We start from the raw sequence: 11,723 nt of genomic DNA, 5'->3' as shown, positions 1-11,723 counted from the left end.
CATGTCAGCGGTTCGTTTAATGCATCAGCAGATGGGCCTATTTTGGGGCGCAGGCGTGTGGTTAGGGGCGCTTTGCGTATCTAAGCTACCTTGGCAAGCGGTTATTTCTGCAGCGGTGTTGTTGGTTATTAATTTATTTATATTTGCACTTTTTTGGTGGGATAAGCGCGCTTCAACGCTTGCTCAATCACGCATTCCTGAGCGTAATTTACTACTGTGTGGGTTACTTGGGCTCAATATTATCACACCAGTGGCAATGTATATGCTCAGGCATAAAACCATCAAACCTAGTTTTAATTTTAAGTTGTTGATGGTGCTCATAATGCAGACTATTGTATTCGGTATGCTGTTTATTTGGTTATTTATATAGGCCCTAATAAGCTAATAGAATTTTTTATTGATAAATTTTCTTTATTGACTAATTATCAGTAGGATAATTGGTATCAATGAGAGAACAATAATGAACAAACTAGAGACGTTATTAAGTCAGTATGCCATGTATCATCGCAGCAAAAGAAACATTCTGACTCACTTTTTTGGGATCCCGTTAATTGTCATTGCTGTTGTGGGTATGACTTTTATTCCGCTATTCAGTGTATCAGGAGTAGCCATTACCCTTGCCGCATTGATAGGGGTCGTTTTATGTGGCTATTACCTGATGCTATCCCCCATTTTTGGGCTCATGATGAGCGCCATCATACTGGCTTTTTATTTCTTTGTTCAAACGTTGAATCCGCTCATCGTTAATGCAGGAATAATGACGGTATTGTTTTGGGCTGGTGTTTTCTTTGTAGGTTGGGTGTTACAGTTTATAGGGCATTATTTTGAGGGAAAAAAGCCTGCGTTTGTCGATGATTTGATTGGTTTAGCAATTGGACCACTGTTTGTACTTGTGGAGCTTTTATTCGTACTGGGGCTATGTAAAGAGCTCGAAAACAAAATAGTGAATAATGCTGGAGAGTATAAAGCATAGGCAAATAGTTGGGCCGAAATGCTATTTCTGCCCAACTAACAATATCGCTTAAGTTGTCATGCGAGTTTCTAATTTAGAGCCTTTTATTATCGTGATATCTTGGCAATTCAATCTTACTCGACCACAGCGAGTTTCTAATAAAAAGGTTGCTTCTGGGTAATCTTCGCCACCTGAATCGACAAATTGCTTACGTGCGCGGTGAACCATAATGTTCATATGGTTTGTTTGTACACCGAGTGCTTTTGCTAAGTCATCGCGGTAAACCCAACCTTGAACATCCGATTCAAGGCCAGCATCTTTATCTTGGATCCGAGTTCTGGCAAGCAGCAACAGTAAGTAGTGATGACTTCTGACGCCTAAATCTAGGTGTTTATCGTCAACACTTAGTGTTAATTGGGTATCTTCTTCGTCTTGACTTACATTGAACTCTAGCGCCATTGGCTTGGCAGCTTTTTGGCATTCAAGGTGCTTAGTTACAGCGATTGTCGTGGCAGAAAAAAACATCCATTGGTCGTTCATCAGCGATACAATACTGCCATCTATTAAGGCTTGTCGATCTGAGGTATTGAGATCTTCTAAAAACCAATAGTTGAGCAATTTATCATAGTAAATGATGTGTTTAGGATCATCTTCACTAGGAAGTAGAAGTTGATTCGTTACTTCTACTACTTTTTGGTTGTTTGACTGAGAAACTAGATATTGACACTCGGTTTGCAAGTTCGCCGCCACAAACGAGTTTTGACCAGGTGCTGCAAAATCAATCTTATCATTTTCGAATAGCTGATACGGCAGGTTCTTGTCGAGCTTTTTATCGTTTATCCAGATGCCGTTTGTACTCACATCTCTGATAAACCATTTGTTTTCATTGAGTTCGATAATGGCGTGATGTCGCGATACTCCCGGCTTGTCTATCAAGGTATCTACACTATATTTATAGCGGCCTACCGTATGATAGCTTTTAAGATAGACTCGTTCGAGTTTCTGTTCGTCGATTAAATAAGCCATAGTTAGTTCCGTATAACTTTGATGAAAATTACATGCTTATACAAAATAGATATCACAATTCAGCAAGGCGTAAATTTCATCTATATCAATGTATAAGTGCCGTGAAGCATACAATTTTATTTCCTTCTACTCAATGATAAAGACCCACGAGGTGGGTCTCGTTGAGGGAAGAATTCACCAGTACTTATCGTACCGGCTTGGTCTAATTTGGAATTACAGTTTTTCTAGTTTGACGCGGAATTCCAATGCCTAAACCAATTGTTTGATATTAGGGTGATAAATCCTAGCAAACATCTTCAGTCTAATTCGTTTGCTTAGATTTAGCTATTACACGGCATTACACTGAGATTACAGGAGTTTTAGACTTCATTGACTTGAATATATTCACTGAATAAACCATATTTTAATTAGAGAGGGGTGAGGTTAGCTCTCATGTGCTCGAGTTTTCGTAATCTCTCTTACTTTTCCAGTTACCTAAAATAATTTCTTACTGCCTTTGCACTGGTTGCTCTTTTTATTTTTAGCTGTGGATTGTTCACAGCAACATAAAAACCAGACTTTCGAAGAGCTTTATAGAAGCAGGAGTATAAAATGGGCCAATACAAAGCGTTAAAAACCGTTAAGTTGGAAGGGGGATTTCAGCTTTGTGATCACTTCGATTCAGAACCTTTAAATATGGACAGTAGTGCGATTAAGGTGGTGACTGACTTTACTCGCAGGCAGCCTCAGGTGATAGCAAAAGATGTCGATATTGATCATGCTTTATACATGATGAAAAATGGCCATGTGCGCTCAAAGCTCGTTGTCGACGAAGATGATAATTTCTTGGGAGTGGTAAACTGTCGCGACCTTACGGGTAGAAAGGTCTTAAGTGTTGCACAGCGAAAGCAGGTGTCGAGAGAAGATGTGTGCGTTGAAGATGTGATGGTGAGTAAAGAAGAGCTCTACGCTGTTCCCTATGAAATGGTTGCTAAAAGTACAATAGGAGATGTGCTTGAAACCTTACAAAGTTTAGGATTGCAGCACGTTTTATTGGTTGGTTCGGAAGGGCTCAGAGGTATGATCTCAGCTAGTGACATCGCAAGAGCATTGCATATTCCAGTGAGTATTTTGCAAAAACCGACCTCATTCAAAGAAATCTTTGGGGTTGTTAGCGGTAAGGAAGACTTAGCGAGTTAGGTTTTATTATAACAGGTCGTGTTGTTTTCACCGGAAAAGTTTAGCGCTTAACAATATGACAACTTGGTAGATCCTGTTCATTCTCCTAGCTCCTAGGTGTGGTTTTTAACAAACCACACCTTCTGAAACCTTATAGGCTTTCGTTTTGTAGGTATTTAATGGCCCCTCTAATTGCTGCCACTTGACCCGCGATACAGTTTTCTGGTGTTGCGTTTTGACCATCAGGGTAAACTTCTGTTGTTGTTACAAAAGCGGCATTTGTCATACCCATACATAAACCTAGCGCAGTACCGTCATAATTAATCACACCGTGCTGTTCTAAATCAACACCGATTAACTGCCCATGGTCATCTGCATCAGCAATCTGTGTTACCGCAGCCACTTCTTCGATAATACGTTTTTGAAATTTAGCTTCCGGTTTTTGTGTATGTCCGACTAAATAGAAACCGTCAGGAATGTTCCAATTGTGATTCTCTTTACCATCTCTTGCTGCCAATGCTGGGCGGAATTCTGAGTTGTCGGAATCTGTGGTTTCGTGTAAATCAACATGACACAGAATATCCGCTGCTTTCTTATTGACAAAGTCTATTGCTGATCGAGACTCAAGCGCTGGACTATCCGCATAAAAAGAGCGATTAGGGTCAATGGCTTCTGGGTTCCAGCGGTTTATCGTTTCATAGCCCCAAGGACTCAAGCAAGGCAAGATAATGAAATTATAAGCCTGTTCATATTGTTGTGCTTCTGATTTGGCAAAAGCAAGAGCGCCATGTACACCGCTTGTTTCATAGCCATGCACGCCACCGGTAACCAGTATGGTCGGTTTGTTTTGCTGCCAGTTTTTTGTTGTTAATGCATATAGAGAATAAGTTTGGTTGGGGTAGTCAAGCTGACCATACTCGGTGACGTCAAAAGTGTGCTTGAGCGCTTCTATTTGAGTTACGACTTCTTCAGAATATGAGCGTTTTATCGATTGGTTTTCTAACCACAATGTTTTTTCTTTGGAAGTCCAAGGTACGCCGAGCGTACCTATAGCATATTGTCTTTGCATAATAACCTCGTTATAAGTTTAGGTTATCTTACTCAATGCCTCGTTTTGAAAGCAACTTTATGAGACTTACTACACGCGAATAAGGATAGGATTAAATGTACCCGAGTAGTTTAAGGCTATGTTGTTGCGCAAGATTGGGTTTGAAAGACCAGATCCTTAGTTCTCCAGTTGTAAGATAAAGTTTGGTGTAACTAAACCATAGTAATCCTTCTACGGAAATTTTTTCCACTTCTTCTGCTGGAATATAGTGCTTTTGACCTAACAAGCTGTGATAAACCACACCTTGATTGCAGATGATAACTCGGCTTTGACCACTGAATATTGCCCATAGCCCTGTAGCAATATAAAACATGATTGCCGCAGATAGCGTTAATTGGACAAACGAAATCATGCTAATTCTTTCAGACACTATTAAAGTATCTAAGATAAGCAAGCTAAGCGCGATAATAGAAAGGGAAATGAAAAATGATAAGTTCATTCCTAATTTTAACTCTTTCATTGTTGTTCCTATTTTTCTTTGATTGATTTTGAGAGTGTGCAAATTATTTCAACAAAATGAATCAATTGTGGAGGTCTAGAACTTTTCTTACTAATTCAAACTTTAAGATTGATGCTTTTTGGGGAGGCTGGTTCTTTATTCGTATGTGTTGGTGCTTGTGACCAGCATACGTAACCCATTTTAGCGATACAGACCGTAATGTTGAAGGAGTTTGGATGCTTCTTATATTGTGAAAAATAAAATGTAATAAGTTGGACTCGATAGTCCTTTTGACCTTTAACAAGCTTTGGAATGAGGTGTAAATGAACTTGCACTTTTTTAATATGACAAATGGAAAAAGTTAGCATATGTTTAAACATTAGCGTTTTTTGTTCCGTCTTGAAATATCTGTGATCTTAATTTGCAGAAAAGGGTTAAGGAAGAATTATGAAATTTGAACAGCTATTAAACCACTTTGATACTGGTGTTTGCGTCGATCAGATGCAAAAAGAAGCTCTAATTGATATCGCACTATTGTTTATTGGTGTTGACGGTGTCATCAGCGAAAGTGAAAAGCATGTTGTGCGAAAGTGGGCAAAAAGCCTACATTGGAACTCTGCAATCGCATTAGACGATTATATTGAAGACAGCCTGTCAAAGTCTGTTGTTGCGATAAAAAATAATGATATTGAAGCTTATGTGCAACACCGCATGAATAACATTATTGATGAACCGATGCGTAAACTTGCGAAAGATCTAGCCGTGCGTGTTATTGAAGCTGATGGCAATGTGAAACAGGCAGAAAAGGAGGCACTCGCCATTCTTGAGGCGGAACTATAACATTGTTTTATTTGCGAACTAAGTGGACCTAATTTGTCTAGTAAAATGCTTAGGTCCACTGATATTTAAGAGTAGTTACTGATTAGGCTTTAATGTACGCATACATTAAGTCTTGTTTCACTTTGATTTTTCATGTTTGAGAAAATTGCTGTATTAGGCGCGTTTGCTGCTCGATTTGAGTCAGCAATTCTTGACTTAAAATAAAAGATTTCTCGCCGTGCTCCGTGCCTTTCTCTGCGAGCGTAGTCACGCTGTCAACGTTTATGCTTATCTGTTTTACCACACAACTTTGTTGTTCAATGGCGGCGGCAACACTGCGATTTAAGTCGGCTAGATGCATCACATGGTTTTGAATGGTATCAAGGCTTGAACCGTTATTTTTTGCAAGATCAACACTTTGATTTGATAAGCTATTACTTTTTTGCACTGACTCAACAGCGGAGCTGGAAATATCATTTAGCTCTTTAAGTAATTGCGTGATTTCTTCTGTGGAAGTTTGTGTGCGTTGTGCAAGTGTGCGAACTTCATCTGCTACAACTGAGAATCCTCGCCCATGTTCGCCCGCTCGGGCGGCTTCAATTGCGGCATTTAACGCAAGCAAGTTGGTTTGATCGGCAATAGAGTTGATAACACTAAGGATATTTTGAATTCGATCATTACCGGAGACTAAGCGGTTCACGGCATTGTTCACTTCCATTAAATGCTCATCAAGGTAGTGAATCGAGTCGATGACATCCTTTACTGCGGCTTTACCACGCCCAGCCTGTTGTTCTGAGTTATTAGCCGCATCAGCAGCGTGGTTTACGTTTTCTGAGAGCTCGTCAATCGTTTGTGAAAATTCGTCCATGCAAACGACCATTTCTTTTGCCTCGCTTGTTTGCTGCTTTAGTAGTTCAGCAACAAATTGGCCGCTTTGTGTAGTAAGTTTTGCATTTTCACTTACTCGAACGGACACGTCGTTTACTCTGCCCACCACCGCAGAAATTTTTGCCTTCTGCATTTCAAATGCTAGTGTAATATCAGCAACCCGATCGCGAGATTGACCGTATATCACAGACATTAAATCATTATCAAAAATCGTTTTGGCTTGTGTGAGCAAAGCTTTATATTTAGAGCGAAAACGTGCGGTTAACGCAATTGTGATGAATAGTAGAGTCAAAGGTAGCAGCGTAAACCAATGGTTGTTTAATAGCGATGCTAGAGGCAAAGTTATCGCGATGAAAAGCAATAACATAAATGAGAGGCGAGTGCTGTCATAGCGACTCGTTTTTTGTTGGCTATCAAGAGTGCGATAAGCATTTTCTGCGCGTTTAATTACCTCGGGAGAAGGACAAGTTCTTACAGATTGGTATTCAACTATGTTGCCTCGCTCGTCTTTAATGGGAGTAACAAAAGCGTTTACCCAATAGTAATCCCCATTTTTTGTTGAGTTTTTAACAGGTCCCATCCAAGATTGGCCATTTTGAATGGTAGACCACATATTTCTAAAAGCCGCTTTTGGCATATCCTGATTACGAACTAAGTTGTGGGGCTGACCAAGCATTTCTTCAATGCTAAAGCCTGATATGTCACAAAAAGATTGATTTGCGTATGTAATTCGACTGTCCAGATCCGTTGTTGAAAGCAATACATTGTGCTTGCCTAACTTTATTTCCCTACCCATTATTTTTGACATTTGTTTTTTATCTCGGTAGCTAAAGACAAGGCGAAATATAAATCTAAGACTTTATAGTCAGAAGGTTTTTTTACCCGAATTGCGCTTTAATAACGTGTTTTCTGACCAAGATCAGGTTTATCTTTGGTTACCTCATTCGAGGTTAATTTGATTGTGATGCATCAATAAATTCAACCAGCTTTCATGTTATTGAGTGTAATTAAAGGTGGTATGGAATTCGCTTTAGTTACAATCATTAAGCTGAGATTGCGCTAATGTCGGCAGATTTTTCTTAGCTGATTTACGCGGTCGGTAATTTCTACTTATGTTTGTAATAAAATAGGGGGAGCCACCAGTGAAAAATGCGACACTTTACCGAATGCATACCTCATCGCACATTTGCCCTTTTGGTCTCAGAGCTAAGGATTTGCTTTCACGAGAGGGTTTTTATGTAGACGACAGAATGCTCAAGTCAAGGGAACAGACGGATGAATTTAAAGCCACTCATAACGTTGACACTACACCACAAATATTTATTAACGATGAACGTATTGGTGGCTATGAGGCGCTGCGTCGATATCTAGGTAAGCCGTCACATAAGGAAAAGAAAAACGTATACTGGCCAGTACTTTCGATATTTTTAGTCGCGCTGCTGGTCACATTCACGATACAATTTCCTGTCAATAGTCTTGTGGAATGGGTAATGCCCTTTATTGGGTTTTCCATGCTGTTACTCGCGGTACAAAAGATACGCGATGTTCATAGCTTTACAAACTCCTTTATCACTTACGATTTGTTAGCGATGCGTCACCTAAAATACGCGTATGCTTACCCCTACTTAGAGTTATATGCCGGCGTTTGCATGCTAACAACTTTGCCAGCCATTTATTATGCACCAGTGGCAATATTCATAGGGTTTATAGGCGCAATCTCAGTGTTTAAGGCCGTATATATTGATAAAAGAGTGCTCAAATGTGCATGTGTTGGTGGTGACACTGATGTGCCTTTAGGTTTTATATCATTAACCGAAAATGTGGTTATGTTTGGTGCAGGGTGGCTTATGTTGCTCAGCTATTTTAAGCTAACCTAAAGTTCGAATAAGACCTGCTAGGCACTAAAGGGCTACCAACTGGTAGCCGTCACAACTAGCAACCTAGTGGTGCGCTAAGACCGCCGACTCGACCCTCAATGTCGGTGGCTTTATAGCTTGGCAGGCTAGGTAGGATATTCAGGCCTGCTCTTTGTTCTACTTCGTCAATGGTTACTTCTGTTTTGCAGTAATCAAGGTATCTTCCAGAAGTTTGCTCCATGATAAAAGCAGAAGCCTTCACATTTGAGCCAGCTATTGTGACGACGACCTTAAAATAGCCTGACGGAATAGTGTGAGATTCATCAGCACCAGGCAAGGTAGCAAAGTAATATTCATACAAGGGACCCGTGAACACATAGGCATTTTCGCCCGTTCGCACTAAACTTCTCACTGCATTCTCTAATTTAACCCATGGACCCTGATTAAGGTTTGATGATTGTGGGGTAATGTTCGAGAGATAGTTAGTATCGCTCCAATTGGATGTATTGGAAAACGACGCCAAAGGCACTTGATGACCTCTATCTGTATGGATAGTTGCCCACGCATCGCTGTAGTCACTTGGCTCTAGCGTGTATCTACTTGCAATTTTAGGGTCTGATTTCCAAGTTCTAGAACGGCTTGGTCCGTCAATTGTGCTTGGTGTGACTTTGTATGCTACCCAGTCCGCAAACTTTGTTGCGCGATTATTGCTAAGCACATATATAGGTCGCTCAACGATATCATTACTTGATGGTGTGCCAGTTGGGCAACCGTAGTTGCTACATATGTTGGTGTTTGCATTTGCAGTCGCACTGACTGCAAGCATGAGTATTGCGAATTTCATTTTAATCTCCGTGCTTAATTGAAAGTCACGCAATACTAGGTTGGTTATTTGTCAGTATTATTACCTTAATGTAAATATATTGTGTTTTGTGATTACTACTGTTAGTTGAAAACTACTGTGAAAGAACCGATTTATAAGGCGTTATAGCTATAAATTATGTTAAGAATCCCTCATTTTCATTTTACTAATTAACTGGAAAATAGAGGTTAGGAGCAGAGCCGACATATTGGAACTGGCACAAATAATCTAAGCCTGAGTAATGCACGCCTTTTGGTCTGGTCACGTAGAGTACTGGAAGTAGAAACTACACTGTTTGAAGTTTAAAGTGAGAGGTTGTGTCGGGAGAAAGCATTTAGCAGCCTACATCAGCGATATGTTTTGGTGTTCTTATTTCGGCAAATCAATCTATTCAAGCTGAATTAGCCATCAGAGTTATTCGTTTTTGAAGGCTTTGCCTCTGGCGGGAAATTTTTCTTACATTGTTTTAAGGCGTTGACATTGAAAGGAGTCGCTAGCGATGCTCATTGAGGTGAGCTTCTAGTACGTCAAAGAAAACAAAGTTCATAAGTCTGAACAGGAATAGCGAACGAAAATTGGAAAAGTTATATTACTAAGATACTAATACAGCGTATTTTACGAATGGAAATGAATGAAGTTAACTTATTGAATAGAGTGTAGAAAAGCTGGTCGGCATAGCAGGATTTGAACCTGCGACCCCTGACACCCCATAGCTACTATAAATTATGCTTTAACAATCTGTTTTAATTATATTTATTCTAAAATGGACTGTATATAAAAACAGTTGTTTTACCTATTCTGGTGCATTTTTTATGTCAGCTAAAACAATAAGTTAAGTTTTCAATTACCACCGAGTTTTAATATGATGAGTACGATTTTGGAGCGAGTATTACTATAAATTCTAATGAGAGTTTATGTTGTAGGGTGGCGAAGGCCTGCTTCAGCTAGACCTCCGAAATTTCTTTTACTTCCAAAGTTCTTTTATAGTCACTACTATCGGGCAAGACAAAATAAGCCACATTATACTTATCACAGACTGCTTTAGTATTTCACTTTAAGTTTGTCTTGTTCTCCCGATTAAATAAAGGTCGAGGATTTTCACAATAGCAAAGCTAAGCGACATTATTGCCTGTTACTATGGTGATGCTCATTGGAAATTAGTGGTACTTTTTTGTCGCTGGGCCATCCCACAATCCAATTTCAGTTGTCTGTTGTGGTTCAGTAATTCTGAGCATGTAAGTTCGATTTATTACTATTAAGGTTGCTCAGTGCCCATGCTATATAGATTTACCTATGTGCTCACTGTTTCAATTGTACACAAGTGCATTTGTATAACTTGCACTACAGATCTTCACCATTCTCACCCACAAATACTAGTAGCTCTGCTTTTGTATTTACCTTCGTAATTTAAATTCCAACAACTAAAGCATGAGATAGTTCTTCAAATTTTCTTTTTTCTTCATCGCATAGCTTGGGGTTTGTAAAATATGAAAGCTCTCTCGCACGAACTATCATTATTTCATCACTATTAATAATGAAGGTGTTACTATACTCATAATGAATCCCTAAAACATTTTCGCTTAAAGATATATTTTTTTTGTGTGGTGAGATAATTGTTTCAAGCAAAAATCTCCCAAACTCTGTTACTATGTCTATGAACTCTTTATTTTTGATTATTGTATTGTAAATGTAAGAATCTGATGTTACATATTCAAGCTGTCTATAATGGCTGTGAATTTTTTTTAATACGTTATTGAAGAATTTTCCGTATAGTTCGTAGTTAAGTAAGTGAGATAAATCCAAAGCAATAATTCCGTGTTTAGCTATGCCATCTTTTACTCTTTTATCAATTTGTTTTTTCGCTATTTTAATGTTTTTCATTAACTGTTTATTACTGCGAGGGTATTTACACTCGATAGCAATACTCGAGTCTATAACCAGATCGGTTATTCCAACTAAATTAATACTTAGAGATGAGGTCTCTGGGCTTTTTACATATCTAGTAGCCATCGCAAGCTCATAGAAAATACTGTTATACTCTTGCTCAGAATCATTATCTGGTTGAAAACCTCCTTTCCCCAATTTTTGTAGTTCATCTGCACATACTTCAGCAATATCCAGTAATGGCTCAATGTTTGAAAATTTATTAGCTAAATCTAAAGTATATAATTGATCTTTAAAACTTAAATTATCGAAATTGTTCAGGTTTCTTTTTATATCTCCCAATTTAGTGGGAGATGGATCAAATTTTGGATTTTTCTTTTTTATTAGGTTGGTTAAATCTTCTAAAAAAGATAGGTAAGATAGCTTAACAGCCTCTGGGGTTTTATTTGATACAACTAACGACATAACTCTCTCCTTAATTATTCTAAGCGACTACCTTATTCTTATCAGTGGCTCGCTAAAGCTCTACCATACACCTCAAGACCATCTATAGGAAGTCAGTTAGGCAGTGAGTTTTTAGGGATTACTTCACTTATGTAATAACTATAAGAGTAATGCATTAGAACGCCTTAAATTTAAAAAACATAAAATTAACTTTGTTTTTTCATTTTGCTTTCGTTACAATTTTGGACGGGCCTTCTTGAGCTCAATTATTTAACTTACTTAAAGGG

11 protein-coding genes are annotated in these 11,723 nt (G+C 38.7%); 5 read left to right on the top strand and 6 right to left on the bottom strand.

The features are described 5' to 3' along the window. Position 1: 1 nt before the first annotated feature. The gene (locus L1271_RS10680) at positions 2 to 370 is read left to right on the top strand and encodes a DUF1294 domain-containing protein (RefSeq protein ID WP_010607536.1); all 369 of its coding nucleotides are present in this window, start codon (positions 2 to 4) and stop codon (positions 368 to 370) included. 90 nt (positions 371 to 460) lie between these two features. Then, entirely contained in the window at positions 461 to 973 is a 513-nt protein-coding gene (locus tag L1271_RS10675) for an Mpo1 family 2-hydroxy fatty acid dioxygenase (protein ID WP_235367829.1), read from the top strand. Positions 974 to 1,021: 48 nt separating this feature from the next. Here the strand turns inward: L1271_RS10675 and L1271_RS10670 are convergent, their stop codons facing one another. Beyond that, on the bottom strand, positions 1,022 to 1,978 hold the full coding sequence (locus tag L1271_RS10670) for an FHA domain-containing protein (protein WP_010374789.1): 957 nt from the start codon (positions 1,976 to 1,978) through the stop codon (positions 1,022 to 1,024). Positions 1,979 to 2,569: 591 nt separating this feature from the next. Here L1271_RS10670 and L1271_RS10665 point away from each other — a divergent pair. Beyond that, positions 2,570 to 3,157, top strand: coding sequence for a CBS domain-containing protein (locus L1271_RS10665; RefSeq protein ID WP_235367828.1), 588 nt, complete (start codon positions 2,570 to 2,572; stop codon positions 3,155 to 3,157). A 130-nt stretch (positions 3,158 to 3,287) separates the two neighbouring features. Here the strand turns inward: L1271_RS10665 and L1271_RS10660 are convergent, their stop codons facing one another. Together L1271_RS10660 and L1271_RS10655 are read right to left on the bottom strand one after the other, a co-directional pair. Continuing rightward, positions 3,288 to 4,205 (bottom strand): M14 family metallopeptidase, encoded by a 918-nt coding sequence (locus L1271_RS10660; protein WP_174170724.1) that lies wholly within the window; start codon positions 4,203 to 4,205, stop codon positions 3,288 to 3,290. 91 nt (positions 4,206 to 4,296) lie between these two features. Next, entirely contained in the window at positions 4,297 to 4,704 is a 408-nt protein-coding gene (locus L1271_RS10655; RefSeq protein ID WP_010607541.1) for a hypothetical protein, read from the bottom strand. Between the two features lie 426 nt (positions 4,705 to 5,130). Between L1271_RS10655 and L1271_RS10650 the strand changes: the two genes are divergently transcribed. Next, a complete protein-coding gene (locus L1271_RS10650) occupies positions 5,131 to 5,523 on the top strand; it encodes a hypothetical protein (RefSeq protein ID WP_010607543.1) in 393 nt (130 codons plus the stop codon). Between the two features lie 130 nt (positions 5,524 to 5,653). Here L1271_RS10650 and L1271_RS10645 read toward each other — a convergent pair whose 3' ends face one another. Then, positions 5,654 to 7,198: a methyl-accepting chemotaxis protein gene (locus tag L1271_RS10645; protein WP_235367827.1), complete on the bottom strand. Its 1,545-nt coding sequence runs from the start codon at positions 7,196 to 7,198 to the stop codon at positions 5,654 to 5,656. 358 nt (positions 7,199 to 7,556) lie between these two features. Between L1271_RS10645 and L1271_RS10640 the strand changes: the two genes are divergently transcribed. Continuing rightward, complete coding sequence (locus tag L1271_RS10640) at positions 7,557 to 8,267, top strand: MauE/DoxX family redox-associated membrane protein (RefSeq protein WP_235367926.1); 711 nt, start codon at positions 7,557 to 7,559, stop codon at positions 8,265 to 8,267. A gap of 55 nt (positions 8,268 to 8,322) precedes the next feature. On the opposite strand, the gene L1271_RS10635 is transcribed toward L1271_RS10640, so the two are convergent. Together L1271_RS10635 and L1271_RS10630 are read right to left on the bottom strand one after the other, a co-directional pair. Further along, positions 8,323 to 9,090, bottom strand: a complete 768-nt coding sequence (locus L1271_RS10635) for a DNA/RNA non-specific endonuclease (protein WP_010607546.1) — start codon at positions 9,088 to 9,090, stop codon at positions 8,323 to 8,325. Positions 9,091 to 10,515: 1,425 nt separating this feature from the next. After that, entirely contained in the window at positions 10,516 to 11,457 is a 942-nt protein-coding gene (locus L1271_RS10630) for a hypothetical protein (RefSeq protein WP_235367826.1), read from the bottom strand. Between the last annotated feature and the right edge of the window lie 266 nt (positions 11,458 to 11,723).

The sequence above is a fragment of the Pseudoalteromonas sp. OF5H-5 genome (genome assembly GCF_021530695.1).
Classification (GTDB): Bacteria; Pseudomonadota; Gammaproteobacteria; order Enterobacterales; family Alteromonadaceae; genus Pseudoalteromonas.
This window is presented reverse-complemented; position numbering and strand designations above follow the sequence as displayed.

Bases quoted from the DNA above. Each gene is read 5' to 3' on its own strand.
- L1271_RS10680 (WP_010607536.1), top strand. From the start codon at position 2: ATGTCAGCGGTTCGTTTAATGCATCAGCAGATGGGCCTATTTTGGGGC.
- L1271_RS10675 (WP_235367829.1), top strand. From the start codon at position 461: ATGAACAAACTAGAGACGTTATTAAGTCAGTATGCCATGTATCATCGC.
- L1271_RS10670 (WP_010374789.1), bottom strand. From the start codon at position 1,978: ATGGCTTATTTAATCGACGAACAGAAACTCGAACGAGTCTATCTTAAA.
- L1271_RS10665 (WP_235367828.1), top strand. From the start codon at position 2,570: ATGGGCCAATACAAAGCGTTAAAAACCGTTAAGTTGGAAGGGGGATTT.
- L1271_RS10660 (WP_174170724.1), bottom strand. From the start codon at position 4,205: ATGCAAAGACAATATGCTATAGGTACGCTCGGCGTACCTTGGACTTCC.
- L1271_RS10655 (WP_010607541.1), bottom strand. From the start codon at position 4,704: ATGAAAGAGTTAAAATTAGGAATGAACTTATCATTTTTCATTTCCCTT.
- L1271_RS10650 (WP_010607543.1), top strand. From the start codon at position 5,131: ATGAAATTTGAACAGCTATTAAACCACTTTGATACTGGTGTTTGCGTC.
- L1271_RS10645 (WP_235367827.1), bottom strand. From the start codon at position 7,198: ATGTCAAAAATAATGGGTAGGGAAATAAAGTTAGGCAAGCACAATGTA.
- L1271_RS10640 (WP_235367926.1), top strand. From the start codon at position 7,557: ATGCATACCTCATCGCACATTTGCCCTTTTGGTCTCAGAGCTAAGGAT.
- L1271_RS10635 (WP_010607546.1), bottom strand. From the start codon at position 9,090: ATGAAATTCGCAATACTCATGCTTGCAGTCAGTGCGACTGCAAATGCA.
- L1271_RS10630 (WP_235367826.1), bottom strand. From the start codon at position 11,457: ATGTCGTTAGTTGTATCAAATAAAACCCCAGAGGCTGTTAAGCTATCT.